Origin of the sequence: Mesorhizobium sp. M7A.F.Ca.US.010.02.1.1 (assembly GCF_004023085.1) — a bacterium.
GTDB lineage: Bacteria > Pseudomonadota > Alphaproteobacteria > Rhizobiales > Rhizobiaceae > Mesorhizobium.
In genome coordinates this window covers 89,123-113,667 of sequence record NZ_RZRV01000008.1, presented here as the reverse complement: position 1 = coordinate 113,667, position 24,545 = coordinate 89,123, and the positions used below count along the sequence as shown (strand labels likewise).

The 24,545-nt window shown below is 61.6% G+C and carries 27 protein-coding genes; 10 read left to right on the top strand and 17 right to left on the bottom strand.

From position 1 onward, the window contains the following. Positions 1-72: 72 nt before the first annotated feature. The 6 genes from EOA19_RS11055 to EOA19_RS11030 form a co-directional block, all read right to left on the bottom strand. Positions 73-1,482 (bottom strand): aspartate aminotransferase family protein, encoded by a 1,410-nt coding sequence (locus tag EOA19_RS11055; RefSeq protein ID WP_128303594.1) that lies wholly within the window; start codon positions 1,480-1,482, stop codon positions 73-75. Positions 1,483-1,583: 101 nt separating this feature from the next. Continuing rightward, on the bottom strand, positions 1,584-2,315 hold the full coding sequence (locus EOA19_RS11050) for a peptidase (protein WP_023812981.1): 732 nt from the start codon (positions 2,313-2,315) through the stop codon (positions 1,584-1,586). Positions 2,316-2,447: 132 nt separating this feature from the next. Beyond that, entirely contained in the window at positions 2,448-3,242 is a 795-nt protein-coding gene (locus EOA19_RS11045) for a transglutaminase family protein (protein WP_023812982.1), read from the bottom strand. An 85-nt stretch (positions 3,243-3,327) separates the two neighbouring features. Beyond that, on the bottom strand, positions 3,328-4,269 hold the full coding sequence (locus EOA19_RS11040; RefSeq protein WP_128303593.1) for an alpha-E domain-containing protein: 942 nt from the start codon (positions 4,267-4,269) through the stop codon (positions 3,328-3,330). A gap of 149 nt (positions 4,270-4,418) precedes the next feature. Then, entirely contained in the window at positions 4,419-5,831 is a 1,413-nt protein-coding gene (locus EOA19_RS11035; protein ID WP_023812984.1) for a circularly permuted type 2 ATP-grasp protein, read from the bottom strand. A gap of 171 nt (positions 5,832-6,002) precedes the next feature. Continuing rightward, positions 6,003-6,239, bottom strand: coding sequence for an Lrp/AsnC family transcriptional regulator (locus EOA19_RS11030; RefSeq protein ID WP_010909609.1), 237 nt, complete (start codon positions 6,237-6,239; stop codon positions 6,003-6,005). Between the two features lie 266 nt (positions 6,240-6,505). Here EOA19_RS11030 and EOA19_RS11025 point away from each other — a divergent pair, with 266 nt between their 5' ends. Then, positions 6,506-6,925: a DUF4864 domain-containing protein gene (locus EOA19_RS11025; protein WP_128303592.1), complete on the top strand. Its 420-nt coding sequence runs from the start codon at positions 6,506-6,508 to the stop codon at positions 6,923-6,925. A 4-nt stretch (positions 6,926-6,929) separates the two neighbouring features. Here the strand turns inward: EOA19_RS11025 and tgt are convergent, their stop codons facing one another. The 7 genes from tgt to coaD all read right to left on the bottom strand — a co-directional run bounded on the left by tgt (position 6,930) and on the right by coaD (position 11,424). Beyond that, on the bottom strand, positions 6,930-8,060 hold the full coding sequence (tgt, locus tag EOA19_RS11020; RefSeq protein WP_128303591.1) for a tRNA guanosine(34) transglycosylase Tgt: 1,131 nt from the start codon (positions 8,058-8,060) through the stop codon (positions 6,930-6,932). Further along, positions 8,053-8,226 carry a hypothetical protein gene (locus EOA19_RS35245; RefSeq protein ID WP_023812988.1) on the bottom strand — a complete coding sequence of 58 codons (174 nt, stop codon included), beginning with the start codon at positions 8,224-8,226 and terminating at the stop codon, positions 8,053-8,055. Before EOA19_RS35245 ends, tgt begins: the two co-directional genes overlap by 8 nt. Next, positions 8,216-9,304 carry a tRNA preQ1(34) S-adenosylmethionine ribosyltransferase-isomerase QueA gene (gene queA, locus EOA19_RS11015; protein WP_023812989.1) on the bottom strand — a complete coding sequence of 363 codons (1,089 nt, stop codon included), beginning with the start codon at positions 9,302-9,304 and terminating at the stop codon, positions 8,216-8,218. The genes EOA19_RS35245 and queA overlap by 11 nt, the downstream gene beginning before the upstream one ends. Further along, complete coding sequence (locus EOA19_RS11010) at positions 9,304-9,753, bottom strand: DMT family transporter (protein ID WP_023812990.1); 450 nt, start codon at positions 9,751-9,753, stop codon at positions 9,304-9,306. The genes queA and EOA19_RS11010 overlap by 1 nt, the downstream gene beginning before the upstream one ends. A 12-nt stretch (positions 9,754-9,765) precedes the next feature. Then, the gene (locus EOA19_RS11005) at positions 9,766-10,278 is read right to left on the bottom strand and encodes a peptidylprolyl isomerase (RefSeq protein WP_023812991.1); all 513 of its coding nucleotides are present in this window, start codon (positions 10,276-10,278) and stop codon (positions 9,766-9,768) included. A gap of 41 nt (positions 10,279-10,319) precedes the next feature. Further along, positions 10,320-10,814 (bottom strand): peptidylprolyl isomerase, encoded by a 495-nt coding sequence (locus EOA19_RS11000; RefSeq protein WP_245273275.1) that lies wholly within the window; start codon positions 10,812-10,814, stop codon positions 10,320-10,322. Between the two features lie 109 nt (positions 10,815-10,923). After that, complete coding sequence (coaD, locus tag EOA19_RS10995; RefSeq protein WP_023812993.1) at positions 10,924-11,424, bottom strand: pantetheine-phosphate adenylyltransferase; 501 nt, start codon at positions 11,422-11,424, stop codon at positions 10,924-10,926. A 322-nt stretch (positions 11,425-11,746) separates the two neighbouring features. Between coaD and EOA19_RS10990 the strand changes: the two genes are divergently transcribed. Further along, on the top strand, positions 11,747-11,899 hold the full coding sequence (locus tag EOA19_RS10990) for a hypothetical protein (protein WP_023812994.1): 153 nt from the start codon (positions 11,747-11,749) through the stop codon (positions 11,897-11,899). A 68-nt stretch (positions 11,900-11,967) separates the two neighbouring features. Here the strand turns inward: EOA19_RS10990 and gyrA are convergent, their stop codons facing one another. Next, positions 11,968-14,769 (bottom strand): DNA gyrase subunit A, encoded by a 2,802-nt coding sequence (gene gyrA, locus EOA19_RS10985; RefSeq protein WP_023812995.1) that lies wholly within the window; start codon positions 14,767-14,769, stop codon positions 11,968-11,970. A gap of 253 nt (positions 14,770-15,022) precedes the next feature. Beyond that, a complete protein-coding gene (locus EOA19_RS10980) occupies positions 15,023-15,865 on the bottom strand; it encodes an AraC family transcriptional regulator (protein WP_023812996.1) in 843 nt (280 codons plus the stop codon). Between the two features lie 85 nt (positions 15,866-15,950). Here EOA19_RS10980 and EOA19_RS10975 point away from each other — a divergent pair, with 85 nt between their 5' ends. Both EOA19_RS10975 and EOA19_RS10970 read left to right on the top strand, forming a co-directional pair. Beyond that, complete coding sequence (locus tag EOA19_RS10975) at positions 15,951-16,481, top strand: hypothetical protein (protein WP_023812997.1); 531 nt, start codon at positions 15,951-15,953, stop codon at positions 16,479-16,481. Positions 16,482-16,627: 146 nt separating this feature from the next. Beyond that, positions 16,628-17,257, top strand: coding sequence for a MarC family protein (locus tag EOA19_RS10970; protein ID WP_023670949.1), 630 nt, complete (start codon positions 16,628-16,630; stop codon positions 17,255-17,257). 27 nt (positions 17,258-17,284) lie between these two features. On the opposite strand, the gene EOA19_RS10965 is transcribed toward EOA19_RS10970, so the two are convergent. Together EOA19_RS10965 and EOA19_RS10960 are read right to left on the bottom strand one after the other, a co-directional pair. Then, a complete protein-coding gene (locus EOA19_RS10965) occupies positions 17,285-17,710 on the bottom strand; it encodes an OsmC family protein (protein ID WP_023812998.1) in 426 nt (141 codons plus the stop codon). Positions 17,711-17,827: 117 nt separating this feature from the next. Beyond that, positions 17,828-18,349, bottom strand: a complete 522-nt coding sequence (locus tag EOA19_RS10960) for a single-stranded DNA-binding protein (RefSeq protein ID WP_023812999.1) — start codon at positions 18,347-18,349, stop codon at positions 17,828-17,830. A gap of 226 nt (positions 18,350-18,575) precedes the next feature. Between EOA19_RS10960 and EOA19_RS10955 the strand changes: the two genes are divergently transcribed. The 6 genes from EOA19_RS10955 (at position 18,576) to EOA19_RS10930 (ending at position 24,542) form a co-directional block, all read left to right on the top strand. Further along, positions 18,576-18,890: a metalloregulator ArsR/SmtB family transcription factor gene (locus tag EOA19_RS10955; protein ID WP_013531836.1), complete on the top strand. Its 315-nt coding sequence runs from the start codon at positions 18,576-18,578 to the stop codon at positions 18,888-18,890. Beyond that, the gene (locus EOA19_RS10950) at positions 18,887-19,384 is read left to right on the top strand and encodes an SRPBCC domain-containing protein (RefSeq protein WP_128303590.1); all 498 of its coding nucleotides are present in this window, start codon (positions 18,887-18,889) and stop codon (positions 19,382-19,384) included. The genes EOA19_RS10955 and EOA19_RS10950 overlap by 4 nt, the downstream gene beginning before the upstream one ends. Before the next feature lie 23 nt (positions 19,385-19,407). Next, a complete protein-coding gene (locus EOA19_RS10945) occupies positions 19,408-20,013 on the top strand; it encodes an ATP-dependent Clp protease proteolytic subunit (protein ID WP_128303589.1) in 606 nt (201 codons plus the stop codon). Between the two features lie 88 nt (positions 20,014-20,101). Further along, a complete protein-coding gene (locus EOA19_RS10940; RefSeq protein ID WP_128303588.1) occupies positions 20,102-20,398 on the top strand; it encodes a hypothetical protein in 297 nt (98 codons plus the stop codon). A gap of 720 nt (positions 20,399-21,118) precedes the next feature. Continuing rightward, positions 21,119-24,040: an excinuclease ABC subunit UvrA gene (uvrA, locus tag EOA19_RS10935; RefSeq protein ID WP_128303587.1), complete on the top strand. Its 2,922-nt coding sequence runs from the start codon at positions 21,119-21,121 to the stop codon at positions 24,038-24,040. Positions 24,041-24,071: 31 nt separating this feature from the next. Continuing rightward, positions 24,072-24,542, top strand: coding sequence for a GNAT family N-acetyltransferase (locus tag EOA19_RS10930; RefSeq protein WP_128303586.1), 471 nt, complete (start codon positions 24,072-24,074; stop codon positions 24,540-24,542). Positions 24,543-24,545 lie beyond the last annotated feature (3 nt).

The following is a 24,545-nucleotide window of genomic DNA, read 5'->3' as shown; positions in this document are numbered from 1 at the left end:
CCTCCCGTTTTCGTTTTTCTTGTCTATAGTCGAAAACGAAACCGATGAAAAGGCATAAGCCGGCTAACGAAATCAGCGATCCAAGCCACGTGCGATATCAGTAATCACCACAAAAGCCATATCGACATCGGCGGCGGTCGCCTCGAACTGGCCGACCTGGAAACGGATTGCTATCAGTCCATCGACTTTCGTCTGCGTCAGGTAGATGCGGCCATCGTCGTTGATCGCATTGACCAGGCGCAGATTGTGCTCGTCCGCATCGGTTGCGGTCTTGTGTCGGAACGAGAACAACGACAGCATCGGTTCGCTGACGATCTCGAAATCCGGCTCCCTTGCCAGCCGCGCCGCCAACCCTTCGCTCCACGCGACATGATTGCGGATCATCATGCGCAGGTTTTCCAGACCATGGGCGCGCAGCAGGAACCACAATTTCAGGGCGCGGAAGCGCCTGCCGAGCGGCACCGACCATTCCGAATAGTTGATGATGCCGTCATGACCGTGCGTCTTCAGATAATCCGGCTTGATGGCCAGCGTCTTCACATGGCTTTCGGGGTCGCGCAGGAACTGGATCGAGCAGTCGAACTGGGCGCCCAGCCATTTGTGCGGGTTGAAGACGATCGAATCGGCGCCTTCGACGCCTGTCCAGAAATGCCGATACTCCGGACAGATCATCGCCGACCCCGCCCATGCGGCATCGACGTGGAGATAGAGCCCATGCCGCCGCGCCACCTCTGCCACCGCGGCGATGTCGTCGGTGCCGCCGGTGCTGGTGCCACCGACGCAAGCGATGATGCCGGCCGGCAGCATGCCCGCTTCCCGGTCGGCGATGATTGCCGCCTCGAGCGCTGCGGTGTCCATGGCGCGAAAGCGGCCGCCGACCGGAATGCGCACGAGATTGTCCTCGCCGATGCCTGACACCCAGATCGCCCGGTCGATCGATGTGTGCACCTGATCGGAGGAATAGATGCGCAGCCGCGCCTGCCCTGCCAGGCCTTGTTTGTTGCCTTGCCACTCGAGTGCCCGCTCGCGCATGGTGAGCACCGCGGCCAGTGTCGCCGACGAAGCCGAATCCTGGATCACCCCGGAAAACCCTTCGGGCAGACCGAGCGCCTGGCGCATCCAGTCGACGGTGCGCGTTTCGAGTTCGGTCGCTGCCGGTGACGTTTGCCAGAGCATGCATTGCGCGGCCATCGCCGAAACCAGATATTCCGCCACCACCGAGACCGGCGCCGCATTGGCCGGGAAATAGGCGAAGAAACGCGGATGCTGCCAATGCGTCATTCCCGGCAGGATCTTCTCTTCGAAGTCGGCGAAGATCCGGTCCATCGGTTCGGCGTCTTCGGGCGGCGAAACCTCAATGCTTCCAGAAATGGCGCCGGGTTCTACCAGTGGCCGCACGGGGCGGTCGCGCAGATTGTTGCGATAGTCAGCGCCCCAGTCGGCGGCGCGCCGCGACCATTGCCGGAAATCATCGTTGTTCATCCTGTCCTCCCGACATGATCGACCGCCACCATCCATCGCGGCTGGCCTCCTTATTAATTAACGCGTGAAATATATGCAACCAGCAACGGATGCCGCATGCCTCAGCCGGGGAAATCCGGCAGGCTGGCAAAGGCCGTCTTCAGCGCATTCGACCAGCCGTCGGAGATCGTGCGGTAGTACTGGTCATCCTGGCCGATCCGCTTCTTCAATCCGACCTTGAAGGCGTCCTTCTCCAGAAAGAGCAGGTCGAGCGGCAAGCCGACGGACAGGTTCGACTTCAACGTCGAATCGAACGACACCAAAAGCAGCTTCACCGTCTCGGCCAGGCTCATCGTCCTTTCGTAGGCGCGGATGATGATCGGCTTGCCGTATTTGGTCTCGCCGATCTGGAAAAACGGCGTGTCATCGGTCGATTCGATGAAATTGCCTTCGGGATAGATCATGAACAGGCGCGGCTCGCTGCCCTTGATCTGACCGCCGAGGATGAAGGACGCATTGAAATAGGAATCCGCCTTTTCGCCAGCGGGTGACGAATTGGCGATGACCTCCTTGACCGTGTCGCCAACAATGCGGACCGTTTGGTACATCGACGGCGTTTCGAGCACCGTAGAATGCCTTTCGGAGATCGCCTTGGTGCGCTCGTCGAGCAGGCTGACCACGGCCTGCGTCGTCGCCAGATTGCCCGCCGACATCAAAACGATGACACGCTCGCCCGGCTCTTCCCAGACATGCATCTTGCGAAAGGTGGAGATGGAATCCATGCCTGCATTGGTGCGCGTGTCCGACATGAACACGAGCCCGCGGTCGATCTTCAGGCCAACGCAATAGGTCATGGAATCTCTTCTAGAGCAATTCCAGGAAAAGTGTGAAGCGGTTTTCCGTGCGGAATTGCGTTAAAACAAGGGGATAGAGCGGTTCGGCGTTCCTTGAAACGATGAATCGCTCGGCAGCAATCGTGCGGAGGATTACTGCTCCACCGTGACGGTGACCGCAAGCCGTTCTTCCGCCTGTCCCAGCCGAATTCCCGACACCGGCGTGGCGTCGCGGTAATCGCGGCCCGTTGCCACCTTTACATAACGCTCGTCGGGTGAAATGCCATTGGCGGCATCAAAGGCAACCCAGCCGAGACCCGAGACATGCGCTTCGGCCCAGGCATGGCTGGCCGCCTGCTCGACCGTGGCATCCAGCATCAGATAGCCGCTGACATAGCGAGCTGGAAAGCCCATGGCCCGGGCGGCGGCGGCAAAGATATGGGTATGATCCTGGCAGACCCCGGTCTTGAGCGCCAAGGCTTCCTCCGCCGGCGTCGTCGCGTTGGTGGTGCCGGGCGTGTAGGCGACGCGTTCGCCGATGATGGCCATCAGCCGGTGCAGCCTTTCAATGTCGCTGCCCTTGCCGACCGACGCGGCGAGATCGCGAACACCGCTGCCGATCGTCGTCAATGGTGTCTCATGGCTGTACAGCCAGAGCGGCGTAAAGCCCTGGTGTGGTCCCGAGACACCCGCGGTGTCGCGCGTCACCACTTCGCCTGATGCTTCCACAGTGATGAAGTCGCGCTCGCCCTCGACGCTCAACAGCCTTGTGTCGTTGCCGAAATGGTCGACGAAGCGGACCTCTTCGCGCGCGCCTTCGATCGCCAGAGCCCAGGACAGAACAGTCTGCGTCGATCCGCTGACCGGAAGCAACCGCAGCCGCTGCAACAGATAGTGCACCGGCGCATCGTAGCGGTATTCGGTCCGATGGGTGATCTTCAGCCGCATGCTTCTATTCCGTTTGTGAGCACGATCTCCGGACAAACGGTTTCCATTTGTCTGAGAAAACCGGCTCCACCTTTCGGGACCATGCTCAATTGAACCGATAATCTTGTGCGATCTCTTCGCCCAGCTTGGTGTTGTCGCGAATGAAATTGGCCAGGAATTCATGCAGGCCGGCGTCGAATATGCCCTTGATCGACCCGGCTCTCAGCATTGTCTGCGTCTTCTCGGCCGTTGCGTGGCAGGCATGGCGTTCGCCGTAATCGTCGCCGAGGAATTTCAGATGCTCCGACAGGAAGCGATAGCAGAACATCAGCGAGCGCGGCATCCGGACATTGAGGATCAGATAATCGGCAATGTTGGTCGGCTTGTAATCGGCGTCGTAGACCCAGCGATAGGAGCGATGCGCCGAGACCGAACGCAGGATCGATTCCCACTGATAATTGTCGAGCGTCGAGCCGACCCAGGAGATCGACGGCAGCAGCACATAATATTTCACGTCGAGGATGCGCGCCGTGTTGTCCGCGCGCTCGACATAAGTGCCGAGCTGCGAGAAGTCGAAGATCTCGTTGCGCAGCATGGTGCCGTAGAATGAGCCGCGGATCAGCGCCGTCTCGCGCTTGATGGCGTCGAGCACGCTGGGTAGGTCGCGCTCGTCGATCGGCCTGGCCAGCATCCGCTTCAGCGACATCCAGGCTTCGTTGATGCTTTCCCAGGTTTCGCGCGTCAGCGCGGTACGCACCATGCGGGCATTGTTGCGGGCCGTCTCGATCGACGCCATCGTGCTCGACGGGTTCGACGTGTCGCGCAACAGGAAGTCGGCGACATTGGCGGCGGAATAGTCAGAATATTTCTGGCTGAAGGTGACGTCGGAACCGGCGCTGAGCAGCACCGAACTCCACTCTTCCGAGGCGCTCTGCGTGCGGGTCAGCGCCATGCGCAGGCCGGCATCGACCAAGCGCGCCATGTTTTCCGCCCGCTCGATATAGCGGTTCATCCAATAGAGCCCGTTGGCGGTGCGGCCTAAAAGCATTGAATTGGCCCCTCGGGCTAGTGAGTAGGGAATAGGCAGTAGGGAATAGTAAGAGTTTGAATCTCAATGGAATATGGCATTTCCCTGTCCTCTGCTTCCACTACTGCCTGCTGCCTGCTGCCTACTGCCTAATTCCTTACTCACTCACTTCAATCATCCAGCACCCACGTATCCTTCGTCCCGCCGCCCTGCGAGGAATTGACCACCAGCGAGCCTTCCTTCAGCGCGACGCGGGTCAGCCCGCCGGGCACGATCTGGATGCGGTCGGAGACCAGCACATAAGGCCTGAGATCGACATGGCGCGGCGCCAACCCCTTTTCCGTCAGGATCGGGCATGTCGACAGCGCGAGCGTCGGCTGGGCGATGTAATTCGAAGGTTTTGCCTGGAGTTTCTTGGCAAACGTCTCGCATTCCTTCTTGGTTGCTGCCGGCCCAACCAGCATGCCGTAGCCGCCGGAACCGTGCACTTCCTTGATCACCAGTTCGTCGATGTGTTCGAGCACGTATTTCAGGCTGTCCGGCTCCGAGCAGCGCCAGGTTGGGATGTTGCCCAGGATCGCCTTGCGGCCGGTGTAGAATTCGATGATCTCGGGCATGTAGGAATAGATCGCCTTGTCGTCGGCAATGCCGGTGCCCGGCGCGTTGGCGATGGTGATGTTGCCGGCCCGATAGACATCCATGATGCCGGGTATGCCAAGTGCGGAGTCCGGCCGGAAGGTCAGCGGGTCGAGGAAGGAATCATCGACGCGGCGGTAAAGCACATCGATCTGCTTGTAGCCTTCGGTCGTGCGCATCGCGACATGCCCGTCGACGACCCGCAGATCCTGGCCTTCGACCAGTTGCACGCCCATCTGGTCGGCGAGGAAGGCGTGTTCGAAATAGGCGGAGTTGAAACTGCCGGGCGTCAGCACCGCAATGGTCGGCGCACCCTTTGTGCTTTGCGGCCGCACCGCCGCCAGCGACTGGCGCAGAAGCTGAGGGTAGTTTTCCACCGGCCGCACCTTGATCTTCTGGAACAGCTCGGGGAACAGCTGCATCATCGTCTCGCGGTTCTCCAGCATATAGGAGACGCCCGACGGTGTGCGCGCATTGTCCTCCAGCACGTAGAATTCGTCCTCCGAGATGCGGACGATGTCGACGCCGATGATATGGGTGTAGACGCCGGCCGGCGGCCTGACCCCGATCATCTCCGGCAGGAAGGCCTCGTTCCTGGCGATCAATTCCCTGGGGACGCGCCCTGCGCGCAGGATTTCCTGGCGATGATAGATGTCGTCGAGGAAGGCGTTCAGCGCCTGCACGCGCTGCTCTATGCCCTGCGTGAGGCGCCGCCATTCATTGCCTGAAATGATGCGGGGAACGATGTCGAACGGGATCAGCCGCTCGGAGGCTTCCTGCTCGCCATAAACGGCGAAGGTGATACCGGTCTTGCGGAAGACGCGTTCGGCGTCCTGCATCTTCTCGGTCAACCTGGCTGGGTCCTGCTCCTTCAGCCAGCGATCATAAGCCGAATACGGTCTTCTCAATCCGGAGACTTCCGGAAGCATTTCATCGAACGCTGCCAATCGCATACTCCCCTGTGACGCCATTTCACTGGCGTCGCCGGAGAAAATCAAGCGCAATCGGTGATTTGGGAGATACGGGCGATCAGTATGTTGCGCCTGCCTAAAATTGAGGCAGGTGAAATATGACCTTGGTCAGCCTTTGCCTCGTGCCCGGGCAAATGCGTTTGCTAGCTAGAAAGCGCGGAACGTGACGACGGTGAACGTGTCCTTGATGCCGGGGAGAATCTGCACCTTTTCGTTGACGAAATGGCCGACGTCTTCCTCGTCGTCGACGTAGAATTTGGCGAGCAGATCGTAATTGCCGGCGGTGGAGTAGATTTCCGAGGCGATCTCGGCATCGGCAAGCGCGCTGGCAACCTCATAGGATTTGCCGAGCTCGCATTTGATCTGCACGAAAAACGCCTTCATGGCTTCGTCCCGCTAAACGTCCAAGTCCAGCGGCCCTTCTGGCAGACTGGAGGCGGGCTTTCAAGCGCTGGAATCCGTACTCAGCCGGCCCAGGCCTGGGCTGCAACCTCCCGCAGCCCCTACACCAGCATGCAATCTGCCGCCGATCGCCAGCGATTATTCGCAATCGCTGAAACCGCGATGCGCTGCCAAGCGTATGTTATGATGCGTCTTCGGACAGCACCATTTTTGAGGGAAGATATTTCGCGGGATAACGGAGACAGGCCATGCGCCACGCCTTTTTCGCAATCGCAGTCGTTCCATTCCTCTTTGTGTCGTCGGCATTGGCAGGCGATGCCGAGATCAAGGCAGGCCAGTCCGTCATTGATGGCCAGTTGAAGGCCCTCATCGCCAATGACGGCGCCACCGCCTACAGCTTCGCCGCCCCGAATGTGAAGCGTATCTTCCCGACCGTCGACGCCTTCATGAACATGGTGACAAACGGCTACCCGCCGGTGCGCAAGCCGCAAACCTATTCCTTCGGCAAGGTCGAGGAGACGGCTCCGGGTTCGATTGTCCAGCAAGTACTGATCGTCGGTCCCGACGGCAAGGACTACGAGGCGGTTTACACGTTGCAGCAACAGCCCGACGGCACGTTCCAGATCACCGGCTGCAGCCTGCGCGCCTCCAATTCGCTCAGCACTTGAGGCCTCACAGCAACGGGATATCGCCCCTCTCCCAGCCCTCGGTGATTTCCGCGCCGCGCGCCTCGAAGGTGCCGGCCTCGATCGCAGCGCGGATGTCCTGCATCAGTTTCTGGTAGTAGGACAGGTTGTTCCAAGTCAAAAGCATGGCGCCGAGCGCCTCTTGCGAGCGCACCAGATGGTGGAGATAGGCGCGTGAGTAGTCCCGGGCCGCCGGGCAGTCGCTCTCCTCGTCCAATGGACGCGGATCATCGGCATGGCGGGCGTTGCGCAGATTGACCTTGCCGCGCCTGGTATAGGCAAGACCATGGCGGCCGGCCCGCGTCGGCATTACGCAGTCGAACATGTCGATGCCGCGCGCCACCGATTTCAGGATATCGTCAGGCGTGCCGACGCCCATCAGATAGCGCGGCTTGTCCGCTGGCAATTCCGGACAGGTGATGTCGAGCATTTCGAGCATCACCGCTTGCGGCTCGCCGACGGCCAGGCCGCCAACCGCGTAGCCCTTCAGCTCCATCGCGCTCAGCGCCTGCGCCGAACGCACCCTGAGCGCTGCGTTGTCGCCGCCTTGCACGATGCCGAACATCGCCTTGCCCGGCTGATCGCCGAACGCCGTCTTGCAGCGCTCGGCCCAACGCAGCGACAGCTCCATGGCGCGCTCGATCTCCTTCATCTCGGCCGGCAGCGCCGTGCATTCGTCGAGCTGCATCTGGATGTCGGAATCAAGCAGTCCCTGGATCTCGATCGACCGCTCCGGCGACATCTCGTAGGCAGCGCCATCGATATGCGAACGGAAGGTGACGCCCTTTTCGGTCAGCTTTCTCAGCTTCGACAGCGACATCACCTGGAAACCACCGCTGTCGGTCAGAATCGGATGCGGCCAGCGGGCGAACTCGTGCAGGCCACCGAGCCGCGCGACGCGCTCGGCGCCGGGCCGCAGCATCAGATGATAGGTGTTGCCCAGGATGATGTCGGCGCCGACACCGCGCACCTGGTCCATATACATCGCCTTGACGGTGCCGCCGGTGCCGACCGGCATGAAGGCCGGCGTGCGGATTTCGCCGCGCGGCATGTCGATCACGCCGCGTCGCGCCTTGCCGTCGGTTGCCAGAACCTTGAAGCTGAACGGCTTAGCCATTGAATTCCTTGTCGTGGACCGGGGCGTCCGGCGCCTGATTGTCAAGCGACTGGCGGTAGTGGATGCCGCGCATGGTGGAATCGCGGTGCTGGCGAATGCCCGCGCGCAGTTTTTTCACTTCCGCGACCAGCGCATCACGGTCAAAGGCTTGCAGATCATCGTCCATCGCTCGTCTCCGCTCGGAAAAGCAGGCTTGCGTCGCCATAGGAATAGAATCTGTAGCGGCTCTCGATGGCATGCGCATAGGCCGCGCGCATCGTGCCGAGGCCGCTGAAGGCCGAGACCAGCATGAACAGCGTCGAGCGCGGCAGATGGAAATTGGTCATCAGCACGTCGGCGGTGCGAAAACGGTAGCCGGGCGTGATGAAGATATCGGTCGGACCGGACCACGCAGCCAGAGTACCGTCCTCACGCGCCGCACTCTCCAGCAGACGCAGCGAGGTCGTGCCGACAGCGACGATGCGCCCGCCCCTTGCTCTTGCGGCATTCAGGGCGTCCGCAGTGGCTTCGCTGACCGAACCGGTCTCGGCATGCATCTTGTGGTCGGCGGTATCGTCCGCCTTCACCGGCAGGAACGTGCCTGCGCCGACATGCAAGGTGACGAAGCGGCGTTCGATGCCCTTGCTGTCAAGCGCTGCAAAAAGCTCCGGCGTGAAATGCAGGCCCGCTGTCGGAGCCGCAACGGCGCCTTCCTCGCTTGCATAGATGGTCTGGTAGTCGGCCCGGTCGCGTTCGTCGTCGTCGCGTTTCGAGGCGATGTAGGGCGGCAGCGGAATGTGGCCGACCGCGTGCAGCGCCTCGTCGAGGAACGGCCCCGACAGATCGAAGTCAAGCAGCGCTTCGCCGCCCTCGCCTTTCTCGATCACCGTGGCGTCGAGCTGACCGAGGAAACAGGAATTGCCGTCATGGCCGAAATGGATACGGTCGCCGGCTGCGATGCGCTTGCCCGGCCGCATGAAGGCCAGCCAGCGGTCCGGCGCCATGCGCATATGCAGCGTGGCTTCGACCTGCGCCGTCGCCTCACCCCGCCGCCGGATGCCTTTGAGCTGCGCTGGAATGACCTTGGTGTCGTTGAACACCAGCACGTCGCCGGCCCTGAGCAACGATGGCAGGTTGCCAACCGTCCGGTCGTCGAGCGCCTCGCCCGGCTTGACCACCAGCATCTTGGCGCTGTCGCGCGGCTCCGCCGGGCGAAGCGCGATGCGCTCCTCCGGCAAATCGAAGTCAAAGAGATCGACGCGCATCAGTAGAGCCGGACGAGCAGCGCTCCGACCAGCAGCAGCACCGCGCCGGCGATGCGACCGAGCGAGATTTCACGCACCGCGACGCCGAGGAAGCCGATGCGGTCGATGAGCATGCCGGCCAGCAACTGGCCGGCGACCAGAAACGCCATCAGCGCGGCCGCACCCATGCGTGGCGTGAGAATCGTCGACAGCGTGACATAGAAACCGCCCAGCATGCCGCCGGCCACGAACAGCCAGGGCGCCGGCGCCTTCCAGTCGAGCGAGATGCCCTGCAGCTTCACCACCGTGACGGAAATAATGCCGAGCACGATCGCGCCCGACAGGAACGAAAACGCAGCCGCCGCGACCGGGAGGCCCAGGCCGCGCGCCAGTTGCGAATTGATCGGCGCCTGAATGGCAATGAAGGCGCCGGACAGGATGCCGAGAAGCGACCAGACGACGCCCATCATTGTCGTTTGCCCTTACTTGACGTCGGCCGCGACCTTCAGCGAGACGATCTTGTCGGGATCCTGCACCGGCTCGCCGCGCTTGATCTTGTCGACATTGTCCATGCCTTCGATGACCTGGCCCCAGACCGTGTACTGACGATTGAGGAAGGCGGCATCGTCGAAGCAGATGAAGAACTGCGAATTGGCCGAGTTCGGGTTCTGCGAACGGGCCATCGAGCAGGTGCCGCGAGCATGGTTGGCGTTGGAGAATTCAGCCTTCAAATCCGGCTTTTCAGAGCCGCCCATGCCCGCGCGGGACGGCGCGAAGGAATGCTTGCTGGAATTGCCGAACTTGACGTCGCCGGTCTGCGCCATGAAACCCTCGATAACGCGGTGGAAGACCACGCCGTCATAGGCGCCTTCCCTGGCCAGTTCCTTGATGCGGGCGACATGGCCCGGCGCCAGGTCGGGGAAAAGTTCGATGACCACATTGCCCTTGGTCGTTTCCATGATGAGCGCGTTCTCGCGGTCCTTGATTTCGGCCATGTCAGATATCCTTTTTCAGAAAAACAGAGTTATTCGACAATTTACTTGTCGGCGGCGATGCGCACCTTGATCATCCGGTCGGGATCGGTGACCGTGCCGTTGTCCGCCTGGTCGCCCTTCTTGATGTGATCCACCAGTTCCATGCCGCTGACGACATTGCCGACGATCGTGTACTGGCCATCGAGGGGCGGTGCCGGAGCGAACATGATGAAGAACTGCGAATTGGCCGAATTGGGGTCCTGCGAGCGGGCCATACCGACCACGCCGCGCTTATAATGTTCGGTCTGTGAGAATTCGGCGGGCAGGTCGGGCAGGTCGGAACCGCCGGTGCCAACGGCCTCGGCGCTGAAACCCTTTTTCATATTGCCGAACTTGACGTCGCCGGTCTGCGCCATGAAGCCGTCGATGACGCGGTGGAAGGCGACGTTGTCATAGGCGCCTTGGCGCACCAGCTTCTTGATCTGCTCGACATGCTTTGGCGCCAGATCGGGCCTCAGCGCAATGGTGACGTCGCCGTCCTTCAGCGTGATGATCATTGTGTTTTCCGGGTCGGCGGCGAAAGCCGAGACCGACGCAGCCACAAGACCGGCGAGCACGACAAGGAACGAGGCTAGCTTTTTCAGCTGCATGGTTTTCTCCGAAAACTTACTTCTTGAACTTGGCTGTGAGCGCGCCGGCAACCGCCGCCGGCACGAAGGGGCGAATGTCGCCGCCCATCGAGGCAATCTGGCGGACAAGTGTGGCGGTAATGGTGCGTACCGAAGGACTGGCGGGCAGAAAAACCGTCTGCAGTTCAGGCGCCATGGTCTCGTTCATGCCGGCCATCTGCATCTCATAGTCGAGGTCGGTGCCGTCGCGCAGGCCGCGGATCATGATCGAGGCGCCGTGCTTCCTGGCGGCGTCGATGACCAGCCCGTCGAAGGCGACGACCTTGATGCGGGCACCATCGCTGCCGAATTCCGTCTTCGTCGCCGTCTCGATCAGCTTCACCCGCTCCTCGAAGGAAAACAGCGGCTGCTTGCCCGGATGGATGCCGATCGCCGCATAAACGATATCGGCCACGGCCAGCGAGGCCTTCAGCACATCGAGATGGCCGTTGGTCAGCGGGTCGAAGGAGCCGGCATAGAGGGCGATGCGTTCAGTCATGGCTGGTGCTTCTAATGCATGATCCCAAAAAGTGGAAACCGGTTTTTGCGGACAAACGGTTTTTCGTTTGTCCTAGAGATCATGCTCAAATGAAAGCTAGAGCCTGTTCCATCTTCCGTCCATCAAGATGGAACAGGCTCTAGCGAGCCTCTCTCGCAAAGGCAAATCCGATCGGCGCGCCGGCCATGAACCTTTTCCGGCACATGAACGACAGATGAACACGCTGATCACGAAGCCTTCACGCAGCGTTCACTAGGTTGCACCTTAATAAGATGAAACCAAAATCCCATCTATCCGTTGTTAGGCGCAGGAGAACACGCACATGCTGATCTACATGCTCGCCACCGCAATGACCGTCGCCATGCTGATCGCCACCGTCTTTGGGCTGCATCACGAGGCACAACGCATCCGCGTCAAGGCAAACACCAAGCGCTTCGAAGGCTTCGGCCTGCGCAAGCCATATCGTCACTACTGATAAAGCCTGATTTGCTGCTGCGCCGGCCAACTGGCCGGCGTTGCCATGTCAAAACCTGGGTGCCGGACTTAGTCCGTACCCTCCGGACCGGCGTCAGGCGCCGGAGCGGCATCGGGACCGCCCTCGACCGTCTCGTCGCTTTCTTCGTCCGCTTGCGGTTCCGATATCCGCTCGACCGAAACCACCTTTTCACCTTCAGCCGTGTTGAAGATGGTCACGCCCTTGGTGGCGCGGCTGGCGAAACGGATGCCGTTGACCGGCACCCGGATGACGGTGCCGCCGTCCGACACCAGCATGATCTGGTCGTCATTGCCGACCGGGAACGTCGCCACCAGCCTGCCAATCTCGGCTGCCTTCGACACGTCGGTGGCGCGGATGCCTTTGCCGCCGCGTCCAGTCAGCCGGAAATCATAAGACGACGAACGCTTGCCGTAGCCGAACTCGGTCACCGTCAGCACGTATTGTTCGTGCGCCTTGAGCTCTTCGTATCGGCTTTCGGAAAGCTCCGTCTCCTCGCCGATCTCCTCATTGGTCAGCGCGATCTCTTCCTCTTCGCCGGCCGTTTCTGTGGCAAGACGCCGCTCCGCCGCCGCGCGCTTCAGGTAAGCGGCGCGTTCCGCCGGCGAAGCATCGACATGCTCTATCACCGACATCGAGATGATGCGGTCGGTCTCGGCCATGGTTATGCCACGCACGCCGACCGAATTGCGGCTCTGGAAGACGCGCACGTCGCCGACGGAGAAGCGTATGCACTGGCCGGAACTGGCGGTCAGCAGCACGTCGTCCTTGTCGGTGCAGGTCTCGACGCCGAGGATCTCGTCGCCTGCTTCCTCCAGCTTCATGGCGATCTTGCCATTGCGGTTGACCTGGACGAAGTCGGATAGATCGTTGCGGCGCACGGTGCCACGTGTGGTGGCGAACATCACGTAGAGTTCGCTCCAGCTGGCCTCGTCCTCGGGCAGCGGCATGATGGTGGTGATGCGCTCGCCCTGCTCCAGCGGCAGCATGTTGATCAGCGCCTTGCCGCGTGATTGCGGATTGCCGATCGGCAGCCGCCAGACCTTTTCCTTATAGACGATGCCGCGCGAGGAAAAGAACAGCACCGGTGTATGGGTGTTGGCGACGAACAGCCGGGTGACGAAATCCTCTTCCTTGGTCGACATGCCGGAGCGGCCCTTGCCGCCGCGGCGCTGCGCCCGGTAGAGCGACAGCGGCACGCGCTTGATGTAGCCGGAATGGCTCACCGTCACGACCATGTCCTCGCGCTGGATCAGATCCTCGTCTTCCATGTCCGAACCGCCGTCGGTGAGTTCGGTGCGGCGCGGCGTGCCGAACTCGTCGCGCACGGCGGCAAGCTCGTCCTTGACGATCTTCTGGACACGCGCTCGGGACGACAAAATGTCCAGATAATCAATGATTTCAGCGCCGATCGTGTTCAACTCGTCGGCGATCTCGTCGCGGCCGAGCGCGGTCAGGCGCTGCAGGCGCAGTTCGAGGATGGCGCGCGCCTGTTCCTCTGACAGATTGTAGGTGCCGTCTTCATTGATCCGATGACGCGGGTCATCGATCAGGAGGATCAGAGATTCCACGTCGCCAGAGGGCCAGCGCCGCTCCATCAACTGCTCACGCGCTGTCTGCGGATCCGGAGCGGTGCGGATCAGTTTGATGATCTCGTCGATATTGGCGACGGCGATGGCGAGACCGACCAGCACATGGGCGCGGTCGCGCGCCTTGCGCAGCAGGAATTTTGTCCGCCTTGTGATCACCTCCTCGCGGAAGGCGACGAACGCCTTCAGCATATCGGTCAGGTTCATCACTTCCGGTTTGCCGCCATTCAGTGCCACCATATTGGCGCCGAAAGAGGTCTGCAGCGGCGTGAAGCGATAGAGCTGGTTGAGGATGACGTCGGCAACGGCGTCGCGCTTCAACTCGATGACGACGCGGTAGCCCTGGCGGTCGCTCTCGTCGCGGATATCGGAAATGCCCTCGATACGCTTGTCGCGCACCAGTTCAGCCATCTTCTCGATCATCGACGATTTGTTCACCTGGTAGGGAACTTCGGTGATGATGATCGACTCGCGGTCATTGCCGCGCTGTTCGATGTTGACCTTGCCGCGCATGACGATGGAGCCACGGCCGGTCGAATAGGCGTTGTAGATGCCCGAACGGCCAAGCACGATGCCGCCGGTCGGGAAATCCGGTCCCGGAATGATCTCCATCAACGCCGGCAGGTCGATCGCCGGATTGTCGATTAGGGCAATGGCGCCGTTGCAGATTTCGCTGAGATTGTGCGGCGGGATGTTGGTCGCCATGCCGACGGCGATGCCGCCCGAGCCGTTGACCAAAAGGTTGGGAAACCGTGCCGGCAGAACCTTCGGTTCGCTGCCCGACGCGTCATAAGTGTCCTGGAAATCGACGGTATCCTTGTCGATATCCTCCAGGAGCTCGTGCGCGACCTTGGTCAGGCGCGCTTCCGTGTAGCGCATCGCCGCAGGCGGATCGCCGTCGATCGAGCCGAAATTGCCCTGCCCGTCGATCAACGGAACGCGCAGCGACCAGTCCTGTGCCATGCGCACCAAGGCATCATAGATGGAGGCGTCGCCATGCGGATGGTATTTACCCATCACGTCGGCGACAGGACGCGCCGACTTCACATATTTGCGGTTCCAGTGGTAACCGCTCTCATGGGCGGCGAAGAGAATGCGGCGATGCACCGGCTTGAGGCCGTCGCGCACGTCCGGCAGCGCACGGCTGACGATGACGCTCATGGCGTAATCGAGATAGGAGCGCTGCATCTCCTCGACGATGGATATCGGCTCGATGCCGGTGGGGCCGCCGTCGGCGCCGCGCGGTGTCTTCTGGTCGGTCAAATCGGATCACAATCTAATCAGGAATCACTTGGTGCTTATATAGGAAGCAAGGCTGAAACTCCAACATTCCCAGCACTTTTCCAGTGTCATTTTTGGTGGTAATTTCAAATGGATACCACTGATTGCGACGATATGGCCAAGGCGGTTTCGCCGCCATCGACGCAAAAGCCTGCAATGGACGTTTTCCCCGAGCAAAAGCCACGAGCGCGATGGATTGGACCCTGTGGCTGCCCTTGCGAGCACCTGAGCCGATTCACGAGACGCGAAGGCCCATAGCGCCACGGCGGGCGCGATACTTACCGGGCGTTTCGCCCATGACACGACGAAACCGGCGGTTGAAGGTCGACAGGTCGTTGAAGCCGGCCCCGAAGGCGATCGCCGAGACCGCATCATCCGACATCTGCAGCCGCACCGCTGCCCTGTGCAGCCGCGTCTTGAGCAAGAACTGATAGGGCGTCATGCCCGCGACCTGCCGGAAGATGCGCAGGAAATGGTAAGGACTGGTCGCAGTCTCATCCGCAAGCGCTGAAAGCGAGACCGGCCCGTCGGCATCCAACTCTATCCGCCGCACCGCTTCGGCCACCCGTTTCTGATCGCGGCGGCTCGGCGCGCGCCTGACATGCGTGGCTCCGGTGGCAATCGTCGCGGCGGCACCGGCCATGCGCAGGGAAAGTTCCTCGAAGGCATCCATGTCAGCAGTCTCGCGCGCGGCTTCCGCCTCGGCCAGCAGTGGCGCCAGCACCGGCAAAGGCGGCAGGCGCGGCGTGGCGAAGGCCAGCTTCCTGGCGCCCGGCACGCCGGCCACGACCCGCTCCATGTAAGACGGTCCGAAATGAAACGACAGGCAACGGTCGCCGCCGCCATGCTCATGCCCGCATTCGTAGCATGTGCCGGGATTGCCGAGCAGGAGCGCGCCGGGCGCCAGCATCGCCGTGCCTTGTTGCGCACGGTAGCGGAACGTGCCGCTGGTGACGGCAGCCACGCAGAAATCCTGATGTGCTTCCTCGAACGGCCGGTCGCCGGCACCGGCCGTGCAGATGACATCCGTCACGTGCCAGCCAGGTCCGGAGGCGAGAATATGTGTGGTCGCTGTCATGGCCGAAATATAGCAATTTTTCCCAAGCCCAGAACCCCTTCACCGCCTACCCTTCCCGGTCTCCTGACAAGAAGAGGCCACAACCATGTTCGATCAATCCTCGTTTGCCGAAGCCCTGCATAGCCCCGGACCGATCGAAGGGCTTGCCGAAAAACTGAGCCTTTACGGCCGCTTCGTCGGCGCCTGGACTTTCAACGCCTCGCGCCATCTCGAGGACGGTACGGTGCTGACCGGGCGTGGCGAGGTGCATTTCGGCTGGGTGCTGGAAGGCCGGGCGATTCAGGACGTGTGGATCCTGCCCGCGCGGGACACTGGTTCCCAGCCTTCGCTCGGCAAATGGACTTTTTATGGCACGACGCTGCGCGTCTATGATCCCGGCGCGGATGCCTGGCACATCTTCTGGAGCGATCCGCGCAACCAGTATTACAGCCGCCAGCTCGGTCGCGCCGAGGGCGACACGATCATGCAAGTGGGCGCCGACGGCACCGGCAGTTCAGTACGCTGGAGCTTTTCACGCATCACCGAAAACTCCTTCCGATGGCTGGGCGAACGCTCGCAAGACAATGGCGCGACATGGCGGCTGGAAGTCGAGTTCCTGGCGCGCCGAGAGGTTTGATCGCCGAGGAATGCAGCAGCAGCCCAGAATAAAAGCGTCGCGATCCTTTGCGCCGGCATCAACCACTTTCCCGCTGACAGTTCCCACCGACCGGGCTTTGCTCTACCAATATTCTGTCCGGGCACGGCCCGGCGGGAGGGTCAGAGATGCCGAGTTTCGACAGCCTGTTCAACGCCTTCGTCACCATTCTCGTGACCATCGATCCGCCTGGCCTGGCGCCGCTGTTCCTGGCCGTAACGCGCGGCATGAACCGCGAGGAGCGCCAGCAGGTTTCCGTCCGTGCCTCGATCATCGGCTTCCTGGTGATGGCGTTGTTTGCAGTTGCCGGCGCATCGATCCTGTCGGTGTTCGGCATAACGTTGCCGGCCTTCCGCGTCGCCGGCGGTTTCCTGCTGTTCTTCATCGCCTTCGAGATGGTGTTCGAGCGCCGGCAGGACCGTAAGGAGAAGATCGGCGACGTCGCCATCACCAAGGACATGATCCACAACATCGCCGCCTTCCCGCTGGCGATCCCGCTGATCGCCGGCCCCGGCGCGATTTCGGCGACGGTGCTGCTTTCCGGTTCATTTCAGGGATTTGCCGCGCAGGCAGCCCTGGTCGGCATCATCTTCGTCTGCCTCGCCATCACCTATCTGGTGTTCGTGCTGTCGGAACGCATCGACCGCATCCTCGGCCAGACTGGTCGTTCGATCCTGACCCGGCTGCTTGGCGTCATCCTGGCGGCACTGGCCGTGCAATTCGTGGCCGACGGCATCAAGGCGCTGATGGCGGGGTAACGCGACGAGCTGCCGCCGAAGCCGGCCCTATTTCACCGTCGTGTCGATCACTTCGAAATCGTGGGTAATCGTCGCGGTCTTGGCCAGCATCGCAGACGCCGAGCAATATTTTTCGATCGAAAGGTCGATCGCGCGTTTCACCTTGTCGCTGGAGAGTGCCCTGCCCTTGACGACGAAATGCATATGGATGCGTGTAAAAACCCTGGGCTCGGTTTCGGCCCGGTCGGAGTCGAGTTCGACGACGCAGTCCTCGACCGCCTCGCGGCCTTTTTCGAGGATATGCACGACATCATAGGCCGAACAGCCACCGGTGCCGATCAGCACCAGCTCCATCGGGCTTGGACCCGGCGTCTTGCCTTCCGATCCGTGCGCTGTTCCGAGCACGACCTTGTGACCGCTGCCGGATTCCCCGACGAAGGTGCGCTCCTCGACCCACTTTACGCGTGCTTTCACCGAACTCGTCCTTTCACCGTATTTCCTTGATCGGCCCGGTCAGCCTCAATCACGATGCAAAACCCCGAAAGTCCATGAATGACTCTCGGGGCACTGTGTCTGACATAACTGTTGCGATCAGAACGGGATTTCGTCATCCAATTCGCGCGACGAACCGCCACCGCCGCCGCTCTTGGTACCGCCGCCGCCGCGATTGAAGCCTTCGCTCGGGCTGGACTGACCGAAATCGGAACCACGGCTGCTGCCGCCACCGGTATAGCCGCCGACCTGACCGCCCTCGCCCTGTCCGCGTGCGTCGAGCATCTGCAGCTCACCGCGGAATTTCTGCAGCACGACTTCCGTCGTGTACTTGTCGGCACCGGTCTGGTCCTGCCATTTGCGCGTCTGCAACTGGCCCTCGACATAGACCTTCATGCCCTTCTTCAGATACTGCTCCGCCACCTTGGCGATGCCCTCATTGAAGATGACGACGTTGTGCCACTCGGTTTTTTCCTTGCGTTCGCCGGAATTCTTGTCGCGCCAGCTTTCCGATGTGGCGATGCGGATGTTGACGACCGGTTCACCCGAATTCAGGCGACGGATTTCGGGATCCGCGCCGAGATTGCCGACCAGAATGACCTTGTTGACGCTACCCGCCATGATATTTCTCCGCGCTCATCCGAAACAAATTTTTGTCGCAGCACCTTACAGGCTGCAGGCGATCGCCGCTTGCCATGGCTGCCTTTACCCACAAGGTTTTTGTTCCCTTTTCGTTCTTATCCGCATCGCTGCTTATTGTCAAGGAATGGCAGCAATGCCGAAGCCGCTCATATGGGTTTGAAAAGACCGCTTGCCAAATCAATAAGTATTCACTTATGCTTTTGGCATGATCGAAGCAGAGATTTTCCGGGCACTGGCCGACCCGACGCGCCGCGCCGTCTTTGAGCGGCTGGCCGCCGGCGAGATGAGCGTGTCGGAATTGCGCACCGGGATGACGGTGTCGCAGCCCGCGGTGTCGCAGCATCTGGCGGTGCTGCGTGGGGCCGGGCTGGTGGTCGAGCGGCGAGCCGGCCGCAACGCCTATTACCGCGCCGATCCGCAGGGGCTCGCCCCCTTGCTCTCCTGGATCGAACGCTACCGGACCTTCTGGCCGGAGCGCATCGAAAGGCTGAAGGCGGTTTTGAAGGACATGGATCAATGAAGAAGGCGGGATCAACGACCAACGCGGGCCAAAGCGACGCCGCGGATGCGCTCGAGTTCGAGTACGAGCTTGCCGAGCCGCCGGAAAAGGTCTGGCGGGCCCTGACCGTACCGGAATTGCTCGCCGCCTGGATGATGCCGAACGACATCAGACCCGAGATGGGCAACCGTTTTGCCCTCGCCGGACCGGATGCGCCGATCGATTGCGAAATCCTCGACGCCGAGCCCGAACGCCTGTTGCGCTATTCCTGGCGGGAGCGCTCGCAGCCAGGCGATGGCGCGCGGCAGGATCCGCTTGACAGTACCGTCACTTTTACGCTTGCGCGCACCGTTTCCGTCGGCACGCATCTGCGCATCGTCCATGACGGCTTTGCCCGCAAGGCCATGCCTGCCGTCGCCATGGCAGGCGCCGGCTGCCGGCTTTCGCTCGATGCAAACAGGTCACCTAAGCCAATCGCCGCAAACACGCCTCGCCTCCTGCTGCGCGCGGCCTGAAAACAAACAGACGGAGAGAGACAATGAGCGGTGTTGCCAATCTGGTTCCGATGGTGATCGAGCAATCGAGCCGCGGCGAACGCGCCTTCGACATCTTTTCACGACTGCTGCGCGAGCGCATCGTCTTCATCAACGGTGAGATCAACGACGACATCTCGGCGTTGGTCTGCGCGCAGCTTCTGTCGCTGGAATCGGACAATCCCGACAAGGAGATCTCGCTCTACATCAACTCGCCGGGCGGCGTGGTCACCAGCGGCTTCGCCATCTACGACACAATGCAATACATCAGCTGCCCGGTGTCGACCGTATGCATGGGGTTTGCCGCATCGATGGGCTCGTTCCTGCTGATGGCAGGCGCACCGGGGCGCCGGATCTCGCTGCCGAACGCCACCATCCTGCTGCATCAGCCGCTGGGCGGGTTCCAGGGCCAGGCCTCCGACATCCAGCGCCATGCCGAGCGCATCGGCCGGACGAAACGGCACATGGCCGAACTCTACGCGCAGCATTGCGGCCGCAGCTATGAAGAGGTCGAGCGCACGCTGGACCGCGACCACTTCATGACCGCCCGCGAGGCCCAGGCATGGGGCATCGTCGACCATGTTTTCGACACGCGAAAAAAGGCGGCGTGAGCCAGGGCCGGATCGGAGTCCGTCCGGCTGTCGAAGATTTGACGATGCCGGTCTGGTTCCATCGGCGGCGCGCCACTATAGTCTTGGGATGACCGACACTCATCAGTCCAGATCATTGCACCGCGTCATCGCCGTTGTAGCGCTCGCCATTGCGGGCCTCATCAGCGGCGCGGCACTTGCCGAAGACAGTTCGCCGTCAACGCAAAAAGGCGCCCTGCCCGGCGTAACCGGTGACTACCGCATCGCCAAGCCGGCTCCGGAGCCCGACGACGCGTTTCCCGGCAACGGCAACGGCCAGTTCAAGATCGGCGATACGGATGTCAGGATTTCCGGCAGCATCACCGTCGATGTCGGCGCCGGCTCGATCGGGCCGCCGCGCCACTGACAGTCTGTCGGCGCGTGCTGCGTTGCGCCTGTCGCCAACAGACAATCCGCACATGAAAACGGCCCCGCCGTGCTTTGCGCAAACGGACGGGGCCTTTTTGGATCTCAAATCCAATCTCTACCGGGAGTGTACTGCCGGCATTTGATTTCGGATGCAACGCGGCGTTCAACCGACGATCCGACTAACAGTCTCTGATTTTTACGGGGATATGGCAGGTCACGGTTTGTCGGGTGGCGAAAACGCTAAACCCTGGCACTTATGCCTGCCGCCGCTCCAGTAACAACTGGAACCCTATGGGACGATCCGGTGGCGTCATAGCTCCGCTCCTTTGTCCATTGCGACGTTGTCGTCACGAAGCACAAATCGCAAATGCCTGCGGCGTCTCGCAGGCCGCCTTTGGGCGGCGAGGCCATCGAAAGACGGCCGTCTTCGTTGACTGCTGGAGACTGCTCCCGTCAGCTGGTGGCGTCAACCATCAATAGCCGGTTACCGAAAAATGTGATCGCCGGAAGGTTACGTGCAGGTCAGCTTTTGCACAGCTTTGTCAGGAGCGTGTTCGGCCTTTGTTCTTTCCGCTTGCCCGTTCACGCGAAAGACGGTTAAACGCTTTGGTCGGGAATTGTGGCGTCTCTCGACGTGGCGGCAAAACTACCTACATAGGGGATGGCCGGGAAAACCCGCCATTCCAGGAAATTCCAGATTCTGAGGCGGCGACCGGCTATGGCCGACCATAAATATCTTTCCATTCGCGGGGCGCGCGAACACAATCTGAAGAATGTCGATCTCGAATTGCCGCGTGACAGCCTGATTGTCATGACCGGCCTGTCGGGGTCCGGCAAGTCATCGCTTGCCTTCGACACGATCTATGCCGAAGGCCAGCGCCGCTACGTCGAAAGCCTGTCGGCCTACGCGCGGCAATTCCTTGAGATGATGCAGAAGCCTGACGTCGACCAGATCGACGGCCTGTCGCCCGCCATCTCCATCGAGCAGAAGACCACCTCGAAGAACCCGCGTTCGACCGTCGGCACCGTCACCGAGATCTACGACTATATGCGGCTGCTTTTTGCGCGCGTCGGCATCCCCTATTCGCCGGCCACCGGCCTGCCGATCGAGAGCCAGACGGTTTCGCAGATGGTCGACCGCGTGCTGGCGGTCGAGGAAGGCACGCGGCTGTTCATCCTGGCGCCGATGGTGCGCGGCCGCAAAGGCGAATACCGCAAGGAATTGCTGGAGTTGCAAAAAAAGGGCTTTCAGCGCGTCAAGGTCGATGGCGTCTTCTACGAAATCGCCGACGTGCCGGCGCTGGACAAGAAGTACAAGCATGACCTCGACGTCGTCGTCGACCGCATCGTCGTGCGCGGCGATCTGGCGACGCGGCTTGCCGATTCCATCGAGACCGCCCTGAAGCTGGCCGATGGGCTGGCGGTCGCCGAATTCGCCGACAAGCCGCTCGATGCCAGCCAGACCGGCGAGGATTCGGTCAACAAGTCGAAGAACGAGACGCATGAGCGCATCCTGTTCTCGGAAAAGTTCGCTTGCCCGGTCTCCGGCTTCACCATTCCGGAAATCGAACCGCGGCTGTTCTCGTTCAACAACCCGTTCGGCGCCTGCCCGACCTGCGACGGTCTCGGCAGCCAGCGCGCCATCGACGGCAATCTGATCGTGCCGGACGAGAACATCTCGCTGCGCGACGGCGCCGTCAGCCCGTGGGCGAAGTCGACCTCGCCCTATTACGCGCAGACGCTGGAAGCGCTGGGCAAGGCCTATGGCTTCAAGCTTGGCGACAAGTTCAAGGATTTGTCCGAAGAGGCCAAGGAAGCCATCCTGCACGGCACGGGCGAGCGCGAAATCACCTTCCAGTATGATGACGGCCTGCGCTCCTACAAGACCACCAAGACCTTTGAAGGCGTCATTCCCAATCTCGAGCGGCGCTGGAAAGAGACCGAATCCGCCTGGATGCGCGAAGAAATCGAGCGCTTCATGTCGGCGACGCCCTGCCCGGTCTGCAAGGGCTATCGGCTGAAGCCCGAGTCGCTGGCGGTGAAAATCGCCGGCAAGCACATCGGCGAAGTCACCGAGCTTTCCATCCGCAAGGCCGACCAGTGGTTCACCGACCTGCCAGCGTCGCTCAACGACAAGCAGAACGAGATCGCGGTGCGCGTGCTCAAGGAAATCCGCGAACGGCTGCGCTTCCTCAACGATGTCGGGCTCGACTATCTGACGCTGTCGCGCAATTCCGGCACGCTGTCGGGCGGCGAAAGCCAGCGCATCCGGCTGGCGTCGCAGATCGGCTCCGGTCTCACCGGCGTGCTCTATGTGCTGGATGAGCCATCGATCGGCCTGCACCAGCGCGACAATGCCCGCCTGCTTGATACGCTGAAGCACCTGCGCGACATCGGCAACACGGTGATCGTCGTCGAGCATGACGAGGACGCCATCCTGCATGCCGACTATGTCGTCGACATGGGCCCGGCCGCCGGCATCCATGGCGGCGAGATCATCGCCCAGGGCACGCCGCAGCAGGTGATGGCCAATCCCAATTCGATCACCGGCAAATACCTGTCGGGCGCGCTCGAAGTGGCGACGCCCGGCGTGCGACGTGAAGCGAAGAAGAACCGCCGCCTGAAGATCGTCGGCGCGCGCGGCAACAATCTGAAGAACGTCACCGCCGAAATACCGCTCGGCACCTTCACCGCCGTCACCGGCGTGTCCGGCGGCGGCAAGTCGACCTTCCTGATCGAGACGCTGTTCAAGGCTGCCTCGCGCCGCATCATGGGCTCGCGCGAACATCCGGCCGACCACGACCGCATCGAGGGCCTCGAATTCCTCGACAAGGTCATCGACATCGACCAGTCGCCGATCGGTCGCACGCCGCGTTCGAATCCCGCCACCTATACCGGCGCCTTCACGCCGATCCGCGACTGGTTCGCTGGCCTGCCCGAAGCCAAGGCGCGCGGCTACCAGCCGGGACGCTTCTCCTTCAACGTCAAGGGCGGCCGCTGCGAGGCCTGCCAGGGCGACGGCGTCATCAAGATCGAGATGCACTTTTTGCCCGACGTCTACGTCACCTGCGACGTCTGCCACGGCAAGCGCTACAACAGAGAGACGCTCGATGTCGTGTTCAAGGGCAAGTCGATCGCCGACGTGCTCGACATGACGGTCGAGGAAGGCGTCGACTTCTTCGCCGCCGTGCCCGGCGTGCGCGACAAGCTCGAAACGCTGAAGCAGGTCGGCCTCGGCTACATCCACATCGGCCAGCAGGCGACGACGCTGTCCGGCGGCGAGGCGCAGCGCATCAAGCTCGCCAAGGAACTGTCGCGCAAGGCAACTGGCAAGACGCTCTATATCCTCGACGAGCCGACCACCGGGCTGCATTTCCACGACGTCGCCAAGCTGTTGGAAGTGCTGCATGAACTGGTCGACCAGGGCAACACGGTGGTGGTCATCGAGCACAATCTCGAAGTGATCAAGACCGCCGACTGGGTGCTCGACCTCGGCCCCGAAGGCGGCGACGGCGGCGGCGAACTGGTTGCCTCCGGCACGCCGGAAGCAATCGTGCGCGAGAAGCGCAGCTACACCGGCCAGTTCCTCAAGGAGCTTCTGGAGCGGCGCCCCGGAGGCAAGCGCGAAGCGGCGGAGTGATCGGACCGGTTGGCGCCTGGAGAGCTTTTGAATGAAAATCAGAAGAGCGCTTGCCGGTGATCTCCAAACTGTCGTCTCGCTGGCGGAAGCGGCCTATGCGCCTTACACTGCACTGTTAGGCGCACCGCCGATCCCAGTCACCGAAGACTATACGCCGCGCATCGCGCGCGGCGAGGTGTGGGTGTTGGAAAGCGGCAGCGAAATTGCCGGAGTACTCACACTGGAACGGCACGACGATCACGCGATGATCTTCTCCGTCGCGGTCTCCCCTGATTTTCAGGGCAAGGGCTTCGGGATTACCTTGCTCAAACACGCCGACGAACAGGCGCGCCTGTGGGGCCTGCCCGAGGTGCGGCTCTATACCAACGCCAGGATGGAGCGGAACATCGCACTTTACCTGGCCTACGGTTTCCACGAAACGGGTCGCCGGCCCAATCCCTACCGGCCAGGATGGGTGCTCGTCGACATGGCAAAAGTCGTCGATGAGACCACCGCGGCCTGATTT

Bases quoted from the DNA above. Each gene is read 5' to 3' on its own strand.
- queA (WP_023812989.1), bottom strand. From the start codon at position 9,304: ATGCGCGTCGATCTCTTTGACTTCGATTTGCCGGAGGAGCGCATCGCG.
- EOA19_RS10970 (WP_023670949.1), top strand. From the start codon at position 16,628: ATGCCGAGTTTCGACAGCCTGTTCAACGCCTTCGTCACCATTCTCGTG.
- EOA19_RS10930 (WP_128303586.1), top strand. From the start codon at position 24,072: ATGAAAATCAGAAGAGCGCTTGCCGGTGATCTCCAAACTGTCGTCTCG.
- EOA19_RS11030 (WP_010909609.1), bottom strand. From the start codon at position 6,239: ATGAAGGCGTTTTTCGTGCAGATCAAATGCGAGCTCGGCAAATCCTAT.
- EOA19_RS11045 (WP_023812982.1), bottom strand. From the start codon at position 3,242: ATGCGGCTGAAGATCACCCATCGGACCGAATACCGCTACGATGCGCCG.
- EOA19_RS10945 (WP_128303589.1), top strand. From the start codon at position 19,408: ATGAGCGGTGTTGCCAATCTGGTTCCGATGGTGATCGAGCAATCGAGC.
- EOA19_RS11000 (WP_245273275.1), bottom strand. From the start codon at position 10,814: ATGATCATCACGCTGAAGGACGGCGACGTCACCATTGCGCTGAGGCCC.
- EOA19_RS10950 (WP_128303590.1), top strand. From the start codon at position 18,887: ATGAAGAAGGCGGGATCAACGACCAACGCGGGCCAAAGCGACGCCGCG.
- EOA19_RS11010 (WP_023812990.1), bottom strand. From the start codon at position 9,753: ATGATGGGCGTCGTCTGGTCGCTTCTCGGCATCCTGTCCGGCGCCTTC.
- tgt (WP_128303591.1), bottom strand. From the start codon at position 8,060: ATGGCTAAGCCGTTCAGCTTCAAGGTTCTGGCAACCGACGGCAAGGCG.
- EOA19_RS10975 (WP_023812997.1), top strand. From the start codon at position 15,951: ATGTTCGATCAATCCTCGTTTGCCGAAGCCCTGCATAGCCCCGGACCG.
- EOA19_RS11055 (WP_128303594.1), bottom strand. From the start codon at position 1,482: ATGAACAACGATGATTTCCGGCAATGGTCGCGGCGCGCCGCCGACTGG.
- coaD (WP_023812993.1), bottom strand. From the start codon at position 11,424: ATGACTGAACGCATCGCCCTCTATGCCGGCTCCTTCGACCCGCTGACC.
- EOA19_RS11025 (WP_128303592.1), top strand. From the start codon at position 6,506: ATGCGCCACGCCTTTTTCGCAATCGCAGTCGTTCCATTCCTCTTTGTG.
- EOA19_RS10980 (WP_023812996.1), bottom strand. From the start codon at position 15,865: ATGACAGCGACCACACATATTCTCGCCTCCGGACCTGGCTGGCACGTG.
- EOA19_RS10955 (WP_013531836.1), top strand. From the start codon at position 18,576: ATGATCGAAGCAGAGATTTTCCGGGCACTGGCCGACCCGACGCGCCGC.
- EOA19_RS11040 (WP_128303593.1), bottom strand. From the start codon at position 4,269: ATGCTTTTAGGCCGCACCGCCAACGGGCTCTATTGGATGAACCGCTAT.
- EOA19_RS11050 (WP_023812981.1), bottom strand. From the start codon at position 2,315: ATGACCTATTGCGTTGGCCTGAAGATCGACCGCGGGCTCGTGTTCATG.
- EOA19_RS35245 (WP_023812988.1), bottom strand. From the start codon at position 8,226: ATGGACGATGATCTGCAAGCCTTTGACCGTGATGCGCTGGTCGCGGAA.
- EOA19_RS11005 (WP_023812991.1), bottom strand. From the start codon at position 10,278: ATGGCCGAAATCAAGGACCGCGAGAACGCGCTCATCATGGAAACGACC.
- EOA19_RS10990 (WP_023812994.1), top strand. From the start codon at position 11,747: ATGCTGATCTACATGCTCGCCACCGCAATGACCGTCGCCATGCTGATC.
- EOA19_RS10940 (WP_128303588.1), top strand. From the start codon at position 20,102: ATGACCGACACTCATCAGTCCAGATCATTGCACCGCGTCATCGCCGTT.
- uvrA (WP_128303587.1), top strand. From the start codon at position 21,119: ATGGCCGACCATAAATATCTTTCCATTCGCGGGGCGCGCGAACACAAT.
- EOA19_RS10960 (WP_023812999.1), bottom strand. From the start codon at position 18,349: ATGGCGGGTAGCGTCAACAAGGTCATTCTGGTCGGCAATCTCGGCGCG.